Below are 19,600 nucleotides of genomic sequence, written 5' to 3' on the forward strand. Positions count from 1 at the left end.
TGATGAAAAATCAGGAAGAGTACGTTACGAAACGGGCATAAAAGAAGTTGTTCCCAACCATAGAATCTCCCACGCCTTCGGCTGAGGCGGTGAAGCGTGCAGCGTGGCTTTTGATTCTGGCCGGAGGCCGTGGGCGCTTGGCTTGCCAGTTGGGGGCGAAGGCGCCGGAGTGTGGGTGAAATTCTGGGACCGCATCGCAGGTTTGCTGCCGGTTCCCGGCAGATCGCAGGCAAGCCAGCTCCCACGCCTTCGGCAGAAGCGGTGAAGCGTGCAGCCGCAGGTTTGCTGAGATCGCGGGCCAGCCAGCTCCCACGCCTTCGGCAGAAGCGGTAAAGCGTGCAGCGTGGCTTTTGATTCTGGCCGGAGGCCGTGGGAGCTTGGCTTGCCAGCGATGAGGCGCGTAGCGGCTCCTTTTACGAAACTTCGTCGCTGCGCGTGTCACTGCGCTCGGCCGGATAGAACTCGCCGTCCAGATTCAACTGCGCCAGACGCGCACGCACCGCTTCTTCTATCTGCAGCACCGCCGCGTCGTCATCAATGTTCTCGGCGATCAGCCACACGCGGGTGACGTTCTGGCCGTGGGTGCCTTCGCTGAGCATGTCGTGGGTGAACAGCTCGTTGGCGCGCCACAGGCACAGCTGGTCGTCACTCGGGCCTTGCTGCGGCAATTCAGACGAGGGCGTCAACCAGATTTCGTTGTAGGCGCCTAGGTCGGTCCCGGCGAGATCGGCCGGGGTAATCAGGGTTTTCATGGAGGTTCCTCGTGGGCGGGTGTATAGCTCTGACGCACGAGGAGCTCCAGGCGTTCAGCCTATTAACGCTTGACCGGTGCCGGCAGCGTCACCAGCGAGACATAGTCGTCCCAGAACGCTTTCTGATTGATGCCAAACACGACCTTCGCTTTCTGCGTACCCACCGGTGCCCCTTTCTTATAGGCCATCGAGCGGCCGTAATCCGGACCGAAATGCGCATCGACGTCGACCCACACGTCTTTGGATTCGGTGACCAGTTCCGGGTGCACCAGGTACAGCGCAGGCAAGCTGTCCCAGGTGAAGCTGTGGTACGCCGGGTCCTTGTCGAACTCCGGCCCGAGGACGGTTTTGTACAGGTCCGGGATCGTGCCTTTTTGCGCGATGACGCGGTTGTACACCGACGCATCGAAGATCACTTTCTCGCACACGTCGTTGGGGAAAATCACGTGCTCGATGGGCGAGCGCAGCACAATGCGCGCTGCTTCCGGGTCGAACCACCAGTTGAATTCCGCCGCCGGGGTGGTGTTGCCGGGGATTTCCATGGCGCCGCCCATGTACACGATTCGCTTGATCAACGGCACGATTTCCGGCGCGGTGCGAATGGCCAGTGCCAGGTTGGTCAACGGACCCACGGCCAGCAATGTGACCTCATGGGGGTTGCGCTTGACGCTGTCGATGATGAACTGCGCGGCGGATTCACTGCGCAGCTTAGTGTGAGTCGCCAGGCCGTCCGGCGGTGCAGTCAGCTGTGATGGGGACGTGGGGCGCGGGTGTTTGAAAGCGCCCGGCCAGCCGGAACCGAACAGCGCCTGTTCCTGCGGATAGGTGGCGACGTCGTGCAGCAACGGGTACGCCGCGCCGGAATACACGCCGATGTCCTTTTCAACGCCCATGCGCTCCACCGCCTTGAGGGCATCCACCTGGGCCTGATCGACCCAGGCGTTGCCGCTGACCAGGGTCATGCCCAGCAGGTCGATCTTCTTCTGCGCATGCAGTTGCGCCAGCATGATGAAGGCCTGGCCGTCATCGTTGAGCACGTTGAAGTCGGTGTCGAAGATCACTTTCTCGGCGGCCTGCAGTGAAGTGGCCGAGAGGCCGACGGCGACTGCCAGGGCGCAGTTTTTCAAGAATGCCTGCATGCTTTAATTCCCTTTTTCATGAAAAAAACACAGTCCCTTGTAGGAGCGCGCTTGCCCGCGATAGCGGTGGGTCATGCAACGAAGGGGTTGCAGACCCACCACTATCGCGGGCAAGCGCGCTCCTACACCTGGAAAGAGGTTAGCGATTCACCAACTTCGCCGGCAACGCCACCACCAACAGGCTGCTCAGAATCAAACACCCGGCGAAGAACCACAATGCCCCGGCGCTGCTGCCGGTGACGTCGATCGCGATGCCCATCATCGAGTTGCTCACCAGCCCTGCAATGTTGGCCAGCGAGCACGCCAATGCAAAACCGGTGGCGGCGGCGCGGCCCTTGAGGAAGGTCGCCGGCAGGCTGAAGAACACCGGCACGGCGCCGATGATCGCCGCCGAGGCGATGGCGAACAACACCACCGTCATGACCACGCTGTGGGTGAAGAAGGTGCTGGTGGCCATGGCCATCGAGCCGATCCAGAACGGCACGATGATATGCCAACGTCGTTCGCGACGACGGTCCGAGCTGGCGCCGATCATCAGCATGCCGATCAACGCGGCGACACTGGGCAACGCGGTCAGCAGGCCAATATGGAAGGTGTCCACCACGCCGGCATTCTTGATGAAGGTCGGCATCCAGAAGCCCATGGCGTAGGCGCTGAGCAGGATCGAAAAATCGATGCCGCCGAGCATCCACACTTTCAGGTTGAAGAAGCCGTCACGGAAGCTGTGTTTGCTGTCCTTGCCTTCAATGTCGTCCTGGCGCAATTCGCCTTCCAGCAACGCCTTTTCGCTGTCGTTCAGCCACGTCGCCTGTTGGGGGGTGTTGGGCAATGCCCAGAAGGTCAGCACCCCGAGCAATACGCTGGGGATGCCCTCGATCAGGAACAGCCACTGCCAGCCGCGCAGGCCGCCGGTCATGTCGAAGTGGCCCATGATCCAGCCCGACAACGGCCCGCCGATCACGCTGGAGAGCGGCAGGCCGATCATGAACAGCGCGATGATGCGGCCACGGCGATAGGTGGGGAACCAGGTGGTCAGGTAGAACAGCACGCCGGGCAGAAAACCCGCTTCGGCCGCGCCCAGCAAAAATCTCAGGATGTAGAACTGGGTGGAGGTGGTGACGAACAGGGTGCAGACCGAGAGCAAGCCCCAGGTGATCATGATCCGGGCGATCCAGATCTTCGCGCCGACCTTTTCCAGCACCAGGTTGCTCGGCACTTCAAACAGGATGTAGCCGACGAAAAACAGCCCGGCGCCGAGGCCGAACGCGGTTTCGCTCAGGTGCAACTGGTCGAGCATCTGCAGCTTGGCGAAGCCGATGTTGATGCGGTCCAGGTACGCGGCCAGGTAGCAGAAGCAGAGGAAGGGAATCAGCTTCCAGGTGATCTTGTGGTACAGCGCTTTGATCGGGTCCGTTGCGGCGAGCGCAGCGGTTTCTATATTCGCAGAGGGCATGGGTGGCTCCTGGTGTTTCGGGTTGGTGCTTATGACGGTTGGACGGTTTCTGGCGCAGGTACACCAATCCCCTGTAGGCGCTGACGAGCCCGGGCGAGGCTGCGATTGCGGTGTGTCAGCTGTACCGCATCGCAGCCTCGCCGGGGCTCGTCAGCTCCTACAGGGTCTGCGTTATTTCTGGAAGTACGCGATTGCTTCCTGCTTGGCCACCACATCCCCATATTTGTTATCGATATCGAACAGATTTGCTTCATGCGGCGCGGAATGCCGATCCCCGACGCATTCGCGCACGACGATGGTCCGGAACCCGTGCTGCACCGCATCCACCGCAGTGGCGCGGATGCAGCCGCTGGTGGAACAACCGGCCAGCACCACGGTGTCGATGCCCTGAACGTGAAGCAGCGAAGCCAGCGAGGTGCCAAAAAACGAGCTGGCGTATTGCTTGCTGATCACCACTTCCTCAGGCGTCGGCAGCACTTCTTCGCAGAACGCCGCCAGCGGATTGCCTTCGACCATGTCTTTCATGACCGGCGCCTTGATCACCCACATGCCGCCGTCGATGAAGTGGCCGGCGTGGTAACGGATGTTGGTGTGCACCACCAGAATCCCGTTCTCCCGGGCACTGGCCAGCAGCTCGACACTTTCCGCCACCGCAGTGACCACGCCCGGCGCGTACAACGGCGCGCCTTCCTGGGTGTAGCCCTGCATGAAATCGATCATCAGCAGCGCGGCTTTCTTGCCGAACCCGACCCGATTGCCCCACACGCCCTGATAGTTGGCGTCTGCACTTTGTTCGTTGCTCATGGCGCTCTCACTGTGCAATTAATTGTTCAAGCCAACGCCTGAAACCTGTGGGAGGGAGCTTGCTCGCGAAAGGTCAGTACAGTCGTTGCAGTTCCACTGCCTGAAACACCCATCGCGAGCAAGCTCCCTCCCACCCATACCCGTCCAATCCGGTTGTGCTCTTAGGTAAGCGGCTGGCCGAGGAAGTCACCGAAGGCGGCGAAGAAACCCGGGAGGTTATCCCACGGAATCATATGCCCGGCGTCTGCCACGTGAACAATCTTGATGGTCGGTTGTAACTGCCGGATCTCGGCTTCGTCCTCGGCCTGGATCACACCGCCGCGGGTGGCGACGATGAGCAGGGCAGGGACGGGCAGGTTCGGCAGGTCCTGATGAAAGTCTTCGTCGTGGAAATCGTTGAACGCCTTGATGATGGCCGGCTCGTAGCAGGTGTGCAGCCATTCAGCGCGCAGCTGCAGTTGCTCCACGGTCCAGGTGGCACAGAACGCGCGCATGTCATCGGCCGTCATGCCTTTTTGCGACTGGCGAATCGAGTCCACGTACCACGGCAGTTTGGCCGGGTATTCACGACGACCGGGACCGGACACCGGCGGGTCGATCAGCACCAGGCTTTTCAGGCCGCGCGGGTTGCGCACGGACATACGCACTGCAAAACGCGCGCCCATGGAGTGGCCGGCCAGGTGATAGCTGTCGATGTTCATGGCGTCGGCAAAGGCCGAGATGTCATCGGCGCAGGTGTCGACGCTGTAATTCAGGTCCGGTCCGGTGGAGGACAGGCCGCGGCCCCGCGCATCCAGTACGTAGGTGTCGAAATACTGGCCCAGGTGTTCGGCGACAAAACCCCAGGTGATCGCCGGGCTGGTGATGCCCGGAATCAGGATCAGTGCCGGTTTGCCCTGATGCTGCTCGCCGCCGTAGCGCAGGTAGTGCTGACGAATGCCATTGGCCTGGACGTTGCCGCCGTGGATGAAGGTGCTCATGCGCTGACCCCGGACTTCAGTGCCTGACCGTACAGGTCGTAACCGAAGACCCAGGCCGGATCTTCCTGGGTGCGCAGCCAGGTGTTGGCGTTCGACACGGCCTGCACGCGGGACGCGCGCTCCTTGCGGTTGGCTTCGTAGAGCTGGAACGCAGTGCTGTAATCGGTGAGCCCGGTTTCCTGCAGGCAGCGGGTCAGCATCGCCGCGTCTTCGATGGCCATGCCGGCGCCCTGGGCCATGTGCGGCTTCATCGGGTGGCAGGCGTCGCCCAGCAGCACCAGACGGCCACGGCTCCACAGCGGCAACGGGTTGCGATTGAGCAACGGCCATTTGGTCACGCTGGTGGTGGATTCGATCAAGGCCTGCACGGTGGGGTGATAACCGGCGAAGGCTTCATACATCTCGGCCTGGCTGCTGTCGACCCAACCGGTCTGGAAATCCCATGCCGGGTGTGGCACGCCGGTCACGTAGTAGTACTCATCGCGCTTGCCGGTGGTGTGGTAGACCATCATGTGACGGTCCTCGCTCCACCACTTCACGCAGTTCTCGAAGTCCAGTTTGTATTTGGTCAGCACTTCGCTGGGGATCAGGGCGCGGTGTGCGACCCAGCCGCTGTACAGCGGTTTTTCCACGCCCAGCAGTTCTTCACGGATGCGCGAATTGATGCCGTCGGCACCGATCACGATGTCGGCGTTGGCATGGGTGCCGTCGGCGAAGTTCAGGCGCACGCCGGTTTCGGTTTCTTCAAGGGTGGTCAGGCATTTGTTGAAATGCACGCTGCCCGGCGCCAGGGTCGACATCTGCAGCGCGTGCAGGTCGCCCCGGTGCACGGTGATGTACGCCGCGCCGTATTCCTTGACCGCGAACTCGCCCAGCGCAATGCGCGACAGGTAATCGCCGCTGGCGCCGTCACGGCTGAACCAGTAGTCCGGGTGCGAGCCCATGTCACTGAGCTGTTGCTCGATGCCCATACGGCGGAAGATCTTCATGATGTTCGGGCCCATGTGGATCCCTGCACCGATGCGCGAGAACTCGGCGGCCTGTTCGTAGACATCCACCGTGAAGCCCGCTTTCTGTAGCAGCGTGGCAGCCGCAGCCCCACCCAGACCTGAGCCGACGATGGCGATTTTTTGTGCGCTTGGCATGGGGCGTTTCCCTTGAGTCGTGAAAGCGGTTGTTTGTCAGGCGAACCCGTGGTGCCGCCCTGTTGCGTTTTTCCAGTGTATACACTGTTTTATTTAAATGTGAATAGGTGTTTCGAAAAATACAATCGTGCCGCTAAACGGGACCTGTCACCCGTAGTTACACCGTAAATACGGGATGTGTGTGCTTGGGTAACGAAGTGGCTCAGCTCTTGCAGACAGCATCCATTTGATGTCTGATCGCATTTAATAAGTGTGTACGCTTTAAAAAGTGCACTACTCTGAAGCGCGATGCCTTTCAATGGTGCATTTGGCAACGGCCGAATGACGAGGAGACGAAAATGGCGGTTAGTGATAGCGAATTGACGCAAATGTTTGAACACGTGCTGAAGCTGTCGAAAGTTGACAGCACCCAGAGCGTGGCGATTTTGAAGAGCCATTACTCCAATCCGCGCACCGTGCGTGCCGCGATGGACGCGGCCCAGCGCCTGGGCGCCAAGGTGTACGCGGTGGAATTGCCGTCGTTCAACCACCCGACCGCCATGGGCAACGACATGACCGCCTATTGCGGCGACACCGCCCTGACCGGCAACCTCGCCGCACAACGGGCGCTGGAGGCCGCCGACCTGATCGTCGACACCATGATGCTGCTGCACTCGCCGGAACAGGAACAGATCCTCAAGACCGGCACGCGCATTCTGCTGGCGGTCGAACCCCCGGAAGTGCTGGCGCGCATGCTGCCGACCCTGGCCGACAAGGCGCGGGTATTGGCGGCTGAAGAAGTATTGAAAGCGGCTCGCACGATTCAGGTGAAGTCCAAGGCGGGCAGCGATTTCCGCGCGAAACTGGGGCAGTACCCGTCGGTGACCGAGTACGGTTTTGCCGACGAGCCAGGGCGTTGGGACCACTGGCCCAGCGGCTTTCTGTTCTCCTGGCCGAACGAGGAAACCGCCGAAGGCACGCTGGTCGTCGACATCGGCGACATCATCCTGCCGTTCAAGAACTACTCCCGCGAGCAGATCACCCTGGAGATCGACAAGGGCTTCATCACCTCGATCCACGGCGGCTTCGAGGCCGAATACCTGCGCGATTACATGAAGTACTTCAACGACCCGGACGTGTACGGCATTTCCCACATCGGTTGGGGTTTGCAGCCGCGCGCGCAGTGGACGGCCATGGGCCTGCACGACAAGAACGACGGCATGTGCATGGACGCCCGGGCGTTCTACGGCAACTTCCTGTTTTCCACCGGCCCGAACACTGAAGTGGGCGGCAAGCGCAAGACCCCGTGCCACCTGGACATCCCGCTGCGTCGTTGCGACATCTACCTGGATGACCTGGCCGTGGTGCTGGGTGGGGAAGTGGTTGCGCCGCAGGCGTCGAAGGTTGAATGACCTGTAGGAGCGCGCTTGCCCGCGATTGCGGTGGGTCATCTGACATTTGCGTTACTGACACACCCAATCGCGGGCAAGCGCGCTCCTACAATGGATCTGCGGTGATCGATTCCCCTCCATCCCCGCACACGTTAATGTACCCACCCCAACCTTTCCCGCCGCGAAACGAGCCCTCCGTGTCCACCGACGACCCTTCCAAATCCGAGTCCTACGCCTTTTCCAATCAGGTTGGCCACCTGCTGCGCAAGGCCTACCAGCGCCATTTGGCGATCTTTCAGCAGAACGTCGGCGATTCGCAGTTGACCGCGGTGCAGTTCGTCACCCTGTGCGCCTTGCGCGACCACGGGCCCAGCTCGCAGACCGAACTGGTCAAGGCCACGGCGGTGGATCAGGCCACCATTCGCGGCATCGTCGACCGCCTCAAGGCCCGCGACCTGATCAGTCTCGAGCCGGACCCGCAAGACAAGCGCAAAGTCATCTGCAGCCTGACCGACATCGGCCTGCAACGGGTACAGGAAACCGTGCCCCGCGCCGCGCACATCAGCGAACTGACAATGAACAAACTCAACCCCGCCGAACGCGTGGCGGTGTTGTTTTTGCTGCGCAAGTTGATTGATGACAGCGAAGAATAAACGCATTCCCCTGTAGGAGCTGACGAGCCGCCGAAGGCTGCGATCGCGGTAGACAAACAACGCACATTTGTCTGCCACATCGCTTCGCAGCCTTCGGCGGCTCGTCAGCTCCTACAAAGGCGGGTTATCAGTAAAACCATCCTTCATCTTCCGCTTCCGCTCACTGGCACGCTTCCTGCTCCCATTTCATGAAGTAAACACTTCATCAAACGCCAGGGAAGGTGGGTAACAGGCGGGAGCGGAACATGAGTGAGCGTGCAGTCGCGGCAGAGAAGACCGTGACGCTGCGGGTCAACGGGCAGGCGACGTCGGTCACGGCCATGGCGGACACGCCGTTGCTGATGATTCTGCGCAACGACCTGCACCTCAACGGCCCCAAATTCGGCTGCGGGCTGGGCGAATGCGGGGCGTGCACGGTGATCATCGACGGCGTGGCCGCGCGACCCTGCGTGTTCCCGCTGGCCGGCGCCGAAGGCCGCGAGATCACCACCCTGGAAGGCATCGGCACCCGCGAGTGCCCGCACCCGGTGCAACAGGCGTTCATCGACGAGCAGGCCGCGCAATGCGGCTACTGCATGAACGGCATGATCATGACCGCCAAGGCGTTGCTCGACCGCAACCCGCACCCCACCGAAGCGCAAATCCGCAACGAACTCTCGGCCAACCTCTGCCGTTGCGGCACCCACATCGAAATTCTGCGCGCGGTGATGCGTGCCGCCCGCCAACAGCCTTGAACGGATCGACGACCATGACCCAGACCCCGCCTACCCGTGATCAACTGCTGGCGAAAAACGGCGTACTGCTGATCGTCGATGACATCCTGCCGCCGTCCGGCCCCGTCGCCAAAGGCGGCACGCCCACCGTCAGGCCCATGGAGCTGGGGCTGTTCATCGCCATCGATGAAGACGACACCGTCTATGCCTTCAACGGCCACGTGGACCTGGGCACCGGCATTCGTACCTCCCTGGCGCAGATCGTGGCCGAGGAACTGGACCTGACTATGGCCCAGGTGACCATGATCCTCGGCGACACCGAGCGCGCACCCAATCAGGGCGCGACCATCGCCAGTGCCACCTTGCAGATCTCCGCCATCCCGCTGCGCAATGCCGCCGCCGAGGCCCGGCGTTTTCTGCTGGATGAAGCCGCCGAGCGCTGGTCGGTGGATGCCCGTACTCTGGTCATCGACGCAGGCGTGATCAAGGCCGACGACGGTCGCACGTTCCGTTTCGGTGAGCTGGTCAGCGGCCGGCACGTCGAATTGCGCATCTCCGGCGACGCGCCGCTGAAGAAACTCGAAGACTACAAACTGGTGGGCCAGGCCGCCGCGCGGGTCGACATCCCCGGCAAGGCCACCGGCGAGCTGACGTACGTGCACGACATGCGCCTGCCGGACATGCTCCACGGCCGAGTGGTGCGCCCGCCGTACGCCGGTTACGACACCGGGGATTTTGTCGGCACCAGCCTGCTGAACGTCGATGAATCCTCCATCGCCCACATCCCCGGTATCGTGCGGGTGGTGGTGATCCGTGACTTCGTCGGCATCGTCGCCCTGCGCGAAGAGCAGGCTGCCAAGGCCGCGCTGGCGCTGAAAGTCACCTGGAAACCGTGGCAGCACAAACTGCCGGACATGGGCAACGTCGAACAGGCGATCCGCGACAACCCGAGCATCCAGCGGGTGGTCATGGACAAGGGCAATGTGGTCGAGGCGCTGGACGGCGCCACTGAACGGATGACCCGCACCTACCTGTGGCCCTACCAGATTCACGGCTCCATCGGACCGTCCTGCGGGTTGGCGGACTACCGGCCCGACGGCATTCGGGTGTGGTCCGGCACGCAGAATCCGCACATGTTGCGCGCCGATCTGGCCTGGCTGCTGGAGTACCCCGAAGACAACATCGAAATCATCCGCATGGAAGCCGCCGGCTGTTACGGCCGCAACTGCGCCGATGACGTGTGCGCCGACGCCGTGCTGCTGTCCCGGGCCGTGGGCCTGCCGGTGCGGGTGCAACTGACCCGCGAGCAAGAGCACGCCTGGGAACCCAAGGGCACCGCGCAACTGATGGAAGTGGATGGCGGCATCAACGCCGACGGCGGCGTGGCCGGTTATGACTTCCAGACCAGTTACCCATCCAACAACGCGCCGACCCTGGCGCTGCTGCTGACCGGTCGCGTCGACCCGGTGGCCACGATGTTCGAAATGGGCGACCGCACCTCGATCCCGCCCTACGACTTCGAGCACCTGCGCGTCACCATCAACGACATGGCGCCCATCGTGCGCGCTTCGTGGATGCGCGGCGTGTCGGCCTTGCCCAACACCTTCGCCCACGAGTCGTACATCGACGAGCTGGCGTTTGCCGCCGGCGTCGACCCGATTGAATACCGCCTGCGTTACCTGCACGACGAGCGCGCCGCCGAACTGGTCCGGGCCACCGCCGCCCGCGCCGAATGGGCGCCCCGCACCGAGCCGATGCAGATCCCCGAAGAAGACGGCGTACTGCGCGGGCGCGGATTTGCCTACGCGCGCTACATCCACAGCAAGTTCCCCGGCTTTGGCGCGGCGTGGGGCGCCTGGGTCGCGGACGTGGCGGTGGACAAGCACACCGGCGACGTTTCGGTGACCCGTGTGGTCATCGGCCATGACGCCGGGATGATGGTCAATCCGGCGGGGGTGCAACATCAGATTCACGGCAACGTCATCCAGTCCACCAGCCGGGTGCTCAAGGAGCGGGTGACGTTCGAGGAATCCACGGTGTCGAGCAAGGAATGGGGCGGCTATCCGATTTTGACCTTCCCGGAAGTGCCGAAAATCGACGTCATGATGATGCCGCGCCAGAGCGAACCGCCCCTGGGTGCCGGGGAATCTGCCGCCGTCCCAAGTGCCGCGGCGATTGCCAACGCCATATACGACGCCACCGGGATTCGCTTCCGTGAACTGCCGATTACCGCAGAGCGGGTGCTGGCCGCATTGAAAGGCGCGGGCGAGGCCGCCAACAGCAACCCGCCGGAATCGCCGAAAGCCAAGCGCTCGAAATGGCTGTTTGGCTCGCTGTTCGCCGCGTTCGGCGCCATTTTGGGTGTCGCCGCCACGGCGTTCCCGTTCAAATCCGAAATCGCCCCGATCACCCCGCCCAGCGCGGGCACCTGGTCGGCCTCGACCCTGGAGCGCGGCCGGCAACTGGCGGCGGTGGGTGATTGCGCGGTCTGCCACACGGCGCCGGGCGGGGTCACCAATGCGGGCGGCCTGGCGATGGAAACGCCGTTCGGTACGCTGTACAGCAGCAACATCACCCCGGACCCGGAGACCGGGATCGGCAACTGGTCCTACCCGGCGTTCGAGCGAGCGATGCGCGACGGCATCAGTCGCGATGGCAAGAACCTGTATCCGGCGTTTCCTTACACGGCGTTCAGAAACATCAACGACGCCGACATGCAGGCGCTGTATGCGTACTTGATGTCGCAGACGCCGGTCAAACAGGCGCCGAAAACCAATGACCTCACATTTCCGTTCAACCTGCGGCCGCTGATGTCGGGCTGGAACGCGTTGTACTTGCGCAAGGGCGAGATCCAGGTCCAGCCGCTGCAAAGCGAGCAGTGGAATCGCGGCAACTATCTGGTCAACGGCCTGGGGCACTGCGCGGCATGCCATTCACCGCGCAACGCATTGGGCGCGGAGAAGGGCGGTGCGTCGTTTCTGGCGGGTGGCATGGTCGATGGCTGGGAAGCGCCGGCGCTCAACAGCCTGTCGAAATCGCCGACGCCGTGGACCGAGGATCAACTGTTCAACTACATGAGCACCGGCTATTCCGATGCCCACGGCGTGGCGGCAGGTCCCATGGGGCCGGTGGTAAGCGAGCTTGCGAAATTGCCGAAGGCCGATGTACGGGCGATGGCGGTGTACCTGGCGTCGCTGAACGGTTCGGCCGAAGCGGCGGCAGTGCCCGTGAATCAGGAGGTCGCGCAGCCGAGTGTCAGCGCGGTGACATTGAACAACGGTCAGCGGATTTTCGAAGGCTCGTGCCAGGGCTGTCATGCCGATGGCCTGGGGCCGAAGCTGTTTGGGGTCAGTCCGTCACTGGCCACCAACACCAACGTCCACAGCGCCGTGCCGGACAACCTGGTGAACTTGATTCTGCAGGGGATTTCCAACCCGGCGACGCCGGACCTGGGCTACATGCCGGGCTTCAAGGACAGCCTGTCCAACACCCAGATCAGCGAGTTGAGCGCGTACTTGCGTCATCGCTTCGCGCCGAATGAGCCGCAGTGGACGGGGTTGACCGAGAAGGTGGCGCACTTGAGGGCCAATCCCGGCACTCATTGACCGGTGAGCTTGTTTGTAGGAGCTGACGAGCCGCCGAAGGCTGCGATTATGGTTTGCCTGACACACCGCTTCGCAGCCTTCGGCGGCTCGTCAGCTCCTACAAGACCGGCGCATGGCTATGGCAGCCTCATCACCCCCCGCACCACCAGGTCACTGATAAACACTAACCAATCCTGCCGCTGTTGCGGCTGGGCGATGTCTGGATCGAGGAACGAGGTCAGGGTGTGCAGGTTGGAGTTATAGAAGTAGCAGAGCGAGGCGATCATCAGGTACACGTGCTTGATGTCCAGGTCCTCGCGGAACAGCCCTTGCTGCTGACCCGCTTCGATGATCGGCCGGAGCACGCCCACCGCTTCCCCCGACAGGCGCCGCAGTTCGCTGGATTGCCGGGCGTGCTTGCCCTTGTGCAGGTTCTCGATGCTCAGGATTGCCACGAACTCCGGGTGGGTCACGTAGTAATCCCAGACGAAGCCCACCAACTGGCGCAGGGTCTGTTGGGGCGTCGACGGGTCGAGGCGCAGCGTGCTTTCGGCCAGGTTGAACTGCTCGTAGGTGTGCTCAAGCACCCGCACGAAGAGCTTTTCCTTGCTGCCGAAGTAGTAATAGAGCATGCGGTCGTTGGAGTCGGCTTCGGCGGAAATGCGCTCGATGCGGCCGCCCGAGTAGCCGTCTTCGGTGAACACTTTGATCGCCGCTTGAAGAATCCGCGCCCGGGTCTGGTCGGCTTGCTGGGCGCGGATACCGGTTTTCTTGCTCACGCTGGCGATCCCGGCATCACAGGATGCGGTACAGCAGGCGCTCGACCCGCACCCGGCTGACGCGACGCAGGAACGTGCGCACGCCTTCCGGGTACTCGCTCAGGGTGTCCAGCTCGTCGTAGCGGCCCACGCGCTGGGTGTTGCGCATCAAGTGCTCGATCTCCGCTTCCCGGGGTTTGAGCCATTCACCCTTGGGGTCATCGATCAGCAGGCCGTTTTCCAGGTCCAGCTGAAACGCTCGGGGGTTGAGGTTGTTGCCGGTCAGCAGGGTGTAGCGGTCATCGGCCCACAGGCCCTTCAGGTGAAAGGTGTTGTCGCCGTCCTTCCACAAGTGGATGTTCAACTGATGCTTGGCCACGGCTTCCTGATGCTTCTGCACGAAGCGTCGCAGGCTGATTTCATACAGATAGGGCAGCGCCGAAATCACTTTGAACGGCTCGTCGGGCGGGATGAAGAAGTCATTGGCGGTCTTGTCGCCGATGATGATGTCGATCTTCACGCCGCGCTTGAGGGCCCGGTTCAGTTCGCGCTTGATCACCAGCGGCATGTTGAAATACGGCGTGCACAGCGTCAGCTGGGTGTCGGCGGCGGCAATCAGGTCGCACAGGATGCGGCTCAGCGGGTTCTTGTTGCCGATGCCCAGCAGCGGAATGACCCGCAGTTCACCGTTGTCGGTCAGGCCGGCGTCGGTGTTGTAGCTGGCGCGCTTGAGGCGTTGGCGGAACTGACGGATTTCATTGCGCAGGCTGCGCGAACTCGGCGGGGAGGGCAGGTCCAGGCGATGCACGGCGTCGGAGGGCAGAATCTCGTCCTGAATCAGACGCTGAAACGAGTCCGCCAGCGCCTTGTTGCGCACCAGGTGATAGCGGTCGAGGCGGTATTTGCCCAGTTTGTCCAGGTACACGTTGTTGATGCTGGCACCGCTGTAGATCACGCAGTCATCGACCACGATGCCTTTCAAATGCAGCACGCCGAACAGCTCGCGGGTCTGCACCGGCACGCCGTAGGTGGGGACTTCTTCGTCGTGTTCCAGGTGCTGGGCCTGATACCAGGTCGAGTTGCCGGCCTGCTTGCCGGCCCCGATCAGGCCGCGCTGGGCACGAAACCAGTCCACCAGCACCACGATGTCGAGGTGTGGCCGGGCCGCTTTGGCGGCATAAAGCGCGTCGAGGATTTCCTGGCCGGCTTCATCCTGTTGCAGATAAAGCGCGACGACGTAGATGCGCTGTTCAGCGCTGGCAATCTGCTCCAGCAGGCAACGACGGTAATCGGCGGCGCTGGGCACAAGGGTCAGTGCGTCAACGGGCAATGGAAATCCGCGGAGTCTGGAAAGCGTGGAGCGTCGGAAGGTGGCCCGCATATGCCTCTCGGATGGGTCGAAATCAATAGCGCACGAGCTTACATCATCGTGCGCCTCCAGGTGGTTTTGGCAGCACGATCGATGAGTTGTTCAGGTTATTTACAGGCTCGCGGCAACTCCAGATGCCATGACGGGGACCCAACCTGTAGGAGTGAGCTTGCTCGCGATGGCGCCGGTAGGCTCAACATCAAGCGTGCGACCGGAAAAGCATCGCGAGCAAGCTCACTCCCATCAAACAAGGGATTTGTTGTTGATTTTGAAAGCTCAACAACCTTGTTTCTGCCCGGAAGGCGTGGGAGTCCGGCTTGCCGACGATGGGCTGCGCAGCGGCCCCAAACCTAAGTCCTCAGCCTGTCAGACGCGCCGCGTGCACAGGTTTCACTGCCGGTTCCCGGCAGATCGCAGGACAAGCCAGCTCCCACGGCCTGCGGCCAGAATCAAAAGCACCGTAGGCCTCCCAGTTTGCTGCGCGACAGCGCGGCGTATGGACGACGGGGGATCTCCTACAGTCAATCGGGTGCCGAGGGGTTACACCTTCAACACCAGCTTCCCGGTGTTCTCGCCCTTGAACAGCATCTGCAGGGTTTCCGGAAAGGTCTCGAGGCCCTCGACGATGTGCTCCTTGCTGTTGATCCTGCCCTGAGCCAGCCAGCCGGCGATCTCCTTCCCGGCGCTGGCGAAGTTCGCCACATGGTCCAGCACCACGAAGCCTTCCATGCGCGCGCGGTTGACCAGAAGCGACAGGTAATTGGCCGGGCCCTTCACGGCCTCCTTGTTGTTGTACTGACTGATCGCGCCGCAGATCACCACCCGTGCCCTGGGCGCCAGCCGCGTGAGCACGGCGTCCAGAATGTCGCCGCCGACGTTATCGAAAAACACATCTATGCCCTTGGGGCATTCGCGCTTCAGGCCGGCGTTGATGTCTTCACTCTTGTAATCGATGGCGCCGTCGAAACCGTAGTCGTCCAGCAGCGCCTTGCACTTCTCCGCGCCGCCGGCGATACCGATGACCCGGCAGCCTTTGATTTTGGCGATCTGCCCGGCGATGCTGCCCACTGCGCCGGCTGCGCCGGAAATCACCACGGTGTCTCCCGCTTTGGGCGCGCCCACGTCCAGCAGCGCGAAGTACGCCGACATGCCGGTCATGCCCAGCGCAGACAGATAGCGCGGCAACGGCACAAGCGACGGGTCGATCTTGTTGAAGCCCTTGGGCTCGCCGACGAAATAGTCCTGCACCCCCAGCGCGCCCTGGACATAGTCGCCCACGGCAAAATCCGGGTGCTGCGATTCGACCACCTTGCCCACGCCCAGCGCCCGCATCACTGCACCCAGTTCCACCGGCGCAATGTAGGACTTGCCCTCATTCATCCACCCGCGCATGGCCGGGTCCAGGGACAGGAACTCACTCTTCACCAGCACTTGCTGCGGCCCGACGGGGGCCGCCGGCACGGTCTGGAAGGTGAAGTCATCGCGGCTGGCGGGGCCGACAGGGCGTCGGGCGAGCAGAAACTGGCGGTTGTTCAAAGCGGTCATGGGGGGTTCTCGAGTCGAGGGACAAACCGGAGTGATAGCCGTTGAACGCGTCCAAGGCAAGGACGCGCAATGCACCGAATGCAATTCGATCCACTGCCGTGATGGTGCGCCAGAGGACACGTGGGAGGGAGCTTGCTCGCGAAGAGGCCGCTACATTCACCGCATGTTCTGCGTTCCGGGCGTCGAATCGCGAGCAAGCTCCCTCCCACGGGTTGTGCGTTCGGCGTGGGCGGGGGTGTCAGCCCACTGGCAATTCGATCCGGGCAATCAGCCCGCCTTCGGTCGCGTTGCGCAGGCTCAGCTGGCCGCCGTGGCCGATGATGATAGCCCGGGCGGCGGGCAACCCGAGGCCGACGCCGCCGGTGGTGCGGTTGCGGGACTGCTCCAGCCGGAAGAACGGCGCGAACACCTGCTCCAGCGAGGCCTCGGGGATGCCCGGCCCGCTGTCGACCACCTCAAGGGTCACCGCCCTGGTTTGCCGTGCCAGCCGCAGGTGCGGGCGCGTGCCGTATTTCACCGCGTTCTCGATCAGGTTGACAATGGCGCGCTTGAGTCCTTGAGGGCGGCCGGCGTATACCAGTCTGTGCGGGCCGTCGTACGCCAGGCGCACGCCCTGATCGCGATAGTCATCGATGATCGTCAGCAGCAGTTCGGCCAGATCAAAGGGCGTGCTCTGCTCCAGGCGCGCTTCGTCACGGAAGAACTCCAGGGCGGTGTTGATCATCACGTCCATTTCATCGACATCGCGGAACAGTTTGGACTGCTGCTCCGGGTCGTCGATGAATTCCCCGCGCAACCGCATGCGCGTCAGCGGCGCGCGCAGGTCGTGGGAAATGGCCGCGAGCATTTGCGTGCGGTCGGCAACGAAACGCTGGATCTGCGCCTGCATGGTGTTGAACGCCGCCGTGACTTCGCGGATTTCACGGGGGCCCACGGGAACGATGGGCGGCGCATGAAAGTCATCGCCAAAGCGTCGCGCCGCCCGTGCAAAGCTCTGCAACGGCCTGGCCAGCCGGCGGGTGGCGACCAACGCCACCAGCAGGGTCGACACCAGCATCAGCACGAAGACAATGCCGTTGCGCACTTCACTGTCCAGCCCCCAACTGCGCACCGGCGCCTCGAAGAACAGCCAGCTGTGGTCATCCAGTTCAACCAGCATGGCGTAGGTCGCGTGGCGTTGGTCATCCCCCCAGTCCTGCGGCTCGAACGCCTCGACGCCACGGTCTGCGCGGCCCAACAGGACGCGCAACGAGCGGGTAATGCCATGATCACTTTCAGTTTCGGGAGCAGGGGTCACCAGGTCCGCCTTGCGCTCATACCAGCGCACGCTATACGCCTGATTGCTCACGGCTGCGGCCAGGTGATCGCGCAAGGCAGGGGGCGCTGCATCAACCGCACGGCTGATGCTGGCGATCTGCTCGATGAGCCCGGTCTGGCGCAACGGCGGCTTGGCCCAGACCCCGGCGATCTGCGTGAACAGCAGGTTGAGCAGCAATAACACCAGCATCGCCATGGCAATCGTCAGGGCGATCCAGCGGCTGATGGTGTCGGGCACCCTGAACAGGGACTTCATGAGCGACTCACCCTGGCGGTAAACATGTAGCCGCCGTTACGCACGGTGCGAATCAGTTCCGGGCTGACGTTGTCCGGTTCGATCTTGCGCCGCAGGCGGCTGACCTGGACGTCGATGCTGCGATCGAACGCGTCGTGCCGTTGCCCCCGGGACAGGTCCAGCAACTGTTCGCGGGTGAGGATGCGCTGGGCATGTTCGACGAACACCAGCAACAGGTCGAACTCGCCGGCCGACAATGGCGTCATCACGCCGTCCGCAGAGCGCAGCTCGCGACGGGTGACGTCCAGTTGCCACTGATCGAACGCAATGACCGGCCGTTGCGGCTCACTGGCCGACAGCGGGTGATCGCTGACCCGCCGGAGCACGGCCCGCAGCCGCGCCAGCAATTCACGGGCATCGAACGGCTTGGCCAGGTAATCATCGGCGCCCAGCTCAAGGCCGACAATGCGGTCGCTCAGTTCGCCCATGGCCGTGAGCATGATGATCGGAATGTTCGATTCGGCGCGCAGGCGCTTGCACAGACTCAGGCCGCCTTCGCCCGGGAGCATGACGTCCAGGATGATGACGTCAGGGCGTTGCCGCGACAGGGCTGCCCACATCGACGGGCCGTCGCTGGCCAGGTCCACGTCATAGGAGTGCTGCACAAAGAACTTTTTGAGCAGGGCAAGGATTTCCACGTCATCGTCGACAATCAGCAGTCTGTTCACAGGGCATCACGTTCGGGTCATTCGAGGCGCTAATCTAAAGCCTTTTTCCCACGTTCCCCGATTATTTCAACGCGGTAACATTCTTGCCGCGCCGACAGAAACGCGACATACCGCCGCAAAAAACAGGCGCCACCGTGGGGCATCCATTCAGGGAGTCCCCGCATGTCGAAATCAGTGTTTACGCTGTCCCGTCGTTATCCCTCCGGTCCGCGAGCCTTCACCTGGGGCCGGATTATCAGTGATGCGCTGTTTCTGCGACCGTTGGCGCTGGGCCTGGCCATGTCCAGTCTGCTGGCGTGCGCTCAAGTGGCGCCGCAAAACCCGTGCGACAGCGCCCCGACCGAGGTCCATGACCCCGTCGAATCCTTCAATCGCGATGTGTTCGGCTTCAACCAGGTGCTGGACGGGTACGTGCTCAAGCCGGTGGCCCGGGGTTATCGTGCGCTGCCCGACTTCGTGCAGAGCGGCGTGCACAACTTCGTCAGCAACTTCGCCGAGCCCAAAGTCCTGATCAACGACCTGCTGCAAGGCAACGTGCGACGCTCGGGTAACACCCTGGCCCGCTTCACCTTCAACACCACCGTCGGCTTGCTCGGTTTTATTGACGTGGCAACGCCCATGGGGCTGGCGCACCACAGCGCCGATTTCGGCCAGACCTTCGGCGTCTGGGGCCTGGCGAACGGGCCTATCGTCGAATTGCCGCTGTTGGGCACGCACAACACCCGGGACACGGCGGGTGTGCTGCTGAGCTTTTTGGTCGATCCCTTCGGCAGCGGCAACAGCGACACCGTGGATGCGGTGAGCAGCGCGCAAGGGGTGGGCGGGGTGGTCGATGGTCGCGCTGAAGCATTACCGCTGACCGACACGCTGGAGACACGGCCGGATTATTACCGCGCGCTGCGCGACAGCACGGCGGTGAGGCGCGCCGAGAAAGTGGCCGAAGGCAAAACAGGCGCCATTGGGCCTGAAGCGCCGCACGCCTGCCCGCTACCGTAACCAGGGCACCGCTTCTCATGCCGATCGGCTAAGCTGCGCTGCATGGGCGGTTTCCGGCA

At 62.7% G+C, this 19,600-nt stretch carries 16 protein-coding genes; 5 read left to right on the forward strand and 11 right to left on the reverse strand.

What is annotated here, in order from left to right:
* Positions 1-413 precede the first annotated feature (413 nt).
* From ABQX22_RS24375 to ABQX22_RS24400, 6 genes are all read right to left on the reverse strand, one after another.
* On the reverse strand, positions 414-752 hold the full coding sequence (locus ABQX22_RS24375; protein WP_349802446.1) for a hypothetical protein: 339 nt from the start codon (positions 750-752) through the stop codon (positions 414-416).
* Positions 753-814: 62 nt separating this feature from the next.
* Positions 815-1,891 carry a nucleoside hydrolase gene (locus ABQX22_RS24380; protein ID WP_349802447.1) on the reverse strand — a complete coding sequence of 359 codons (1,077 nt, stop codon included), beginning with the start codon at positions 1,889-1,891 and terminating at the stop codon, positions 815-817.
* Between the two features lie 139 nt (positions 1,892-2,030).
* Positions 2,031-3,344 carry an MFS transporter gene (locus tag ABQX22_RS24385; protein WP_349802448.1) on the reverse strand — a complete coding sequence of 438 codons (1,314 nt, stop codon included), beginning with the start codon at positions 3,342-3,344 and terminating at the stop codon, positions 2,031-2,033.
* Between the two features lie 171 nt (positions 3,345-3,515).
* Positions 3,516-4,148 (reverse strand): N-carbamoylsarcosine amidohydrolase, encoded by a 633-nt coding sequence (locus ABQX22_RS24390; RefSeq protein WP_349802449.1) that lies wholly within the window; start codon positions 4,146-4,148, stop codon positions 3,516-3,518.
* 161 nt (positions 4,149-4,309) lie between these two features.
* A complete protein-coding gene (locus ABQX22_RS24395) occupies positions 4,310-5,128 on the reverse strand; it encodes an alpha/beta fold hydrolase (protein WP_349802450.1) in 819 nt (272 codons plus the stop codon).
* Positions 5,125-6,273 (reverse strand): FAD-dependent monooxygenase, encoded by a 1,149-nt coding sequence (locus ABQX22_RS24400; RefSeq protein ID WP_349802451.1) that lies wholly within the window; start codon positions 6,271-6,273, stop codon positions 5,125-5,127. Before ABQX22_RS24400 ends, ABQX22_RS24395 begins: the two co-directional genes overlap by 4 nt.
* Before the next feature lie 338 nt (positions 6,274-6,611).
* Here ABQX22_RS24400 and ABQX22_RS24405 point away from each other — a divergent pair, with 338 nt between their 5' ends.
* From ABQX22_RS24405 to ABQX22_RS24420, 4 genes are all read left to right on the forward strand, one after another.
* Complete coding sequence (locus ABQX22_RS24405) at positions 6,612-7,664, forward strand: 2,5-dihydroxypyridine 5,6-dioxygenase (protein ID WP_349802452.1); 1,053 nt, start codon at positions 6,612-6,614, stop codon at positions 7,662-7,664.
* Positions 7,665-7,840: 176 nt separating this feature from the next.
* Complete coding sequence (locus tag ABQX22_RS24410; RefSeq protein ID WP_349802453.1) at positions 7,841-8,296, forward strand: MarR family winged helix-turn-helix transcriptional regulator; 456 nt, start codon at positions 7,841-7,843, stop codon at positions 8,294-8,296.
* A gap of 245 nt (positions 8,297-8,541) precedes the next feature.
* On the forward strand, positions 8,542-9,030 hold the full coding sequence (locus ABQX22_RS24415) for a (2Fe-2S)-binding protein (protein ID WP_349802454.1): 489 nt from the start codon (positions 8,542-8,544) through the stop codon (positions 9,028-9,030).
* Between the two features lie 14 nt (positions 9,031-9,044).
* Positions 9,045-12,614: a molybdopterin cofactor-binding domain-containing protein gene (locus tag ABQX22_RS24420; RefSeq protein ID WP_349802455.1), complete on the forward strand. Its 3,570-nt coding sequence runs from the start codon at positions 9,045-9,047 to the stop codon at positions 12,612-12,614.
* Between the two features lie 116 nt (positions 12,615-12,730).
* Here the strand turns inward: ABQX22_RS24420 and ABQX22_RS24425 are convergent, their stop codons facing one another.
* From ABQX22_RS24425 to ABQX22_RS24445, 5 genes are all read right to left on the reverse strand, one after another.
* Positions 12,731-13,372: a TetR/AcrR family transcriptional regulator gene (locus tag ABQX22_RS24425; protein ID WP_349802456.1), complete on the reverse strand. Its 642-nt coding sequence runs from the start codon at positions 13,370-13,372 to the stop codon at positions 12,731-12,733.
* Between the two features lie 16 nt (positions 13,373-13,388).
* Positions 13,389-14,732: a CDP-diacylglycerol--serine O-phosphatidyltransferase gene (pssA, locus tag ABQX22_RS24430; protein ID WP_349802457.1), complete on the reverse strand. Its 1,344-nt coding sequence runs from the start codon at positions 14,730-14,732 to the stop codon at positions 13,389-13,391.
* A 528-nt stretch (positions 14,733-15,260) separates the two neighbouring features.
* A complete protein-coding gene (locus ABQX22_RS24435) occupies positions 15,261-16,265 on the reverse strand; it encodes an NADP-dependent oxidoreductase (protein ID WP_349802458.1) in 1,005 nt (334 codons plus the stop codon).
* 238 nt (positions 16,266-16,503) lie between these two features.
* Positions 16,504-17,838: an ATP-binding protein gene (locus ABQX22_RS24440; protein ID WP_349802459.1), complete on the reverse strand. Its 1,335-nt coding sequence runs from the start codon at positions 17,836-17,838 to the stop codon at positions 16,504-16,506.
* Positions 17,835-18,545, reverse strand: coding sequence for a response regulator (locus ABQX22_RS24445; protein WP_349802460.1), 711 nt, complete (start codon positions 18,543-18,545; stop codon positions 17,835-17,837). Before ABQX22_RS24445 ends, ABQX22_RS24440 begins: the two co-directional genes overlap by 4 nt.
* A gap of 162 nt (positions 18,546-18,707) precedes the next feature.
* On the opposite strand from ABQX22_RS24445, the gene ABQX22_RS24450 reads away from it, so the two are divergent.
* The gene (locus tag ABQX22_RS24450) at positions 18,708-19,541 is read left to right on the forward strand and encodes an MlaA family lipoprotein (RefSeq protein ID WP_349802461.1); all 834 of its coding nucleotides are present in this window, start codon (positions 18,708-18,710) and stop codon (positions 19,539-19,541) included.
* The last annotated feature ends 59 nt before the right edge of the window (positions 19,542-19,600 follow it).

The organism is Xanthomonas sp. WHRI 1810A (assembly GCF_040202885.1).
Taxonomy (GTDB): Bacteria; Pseudomonadota; Gammaproteobacteria; order Pseudomonadales; family Pseudomonadaceae; genus Aquipseudomonas.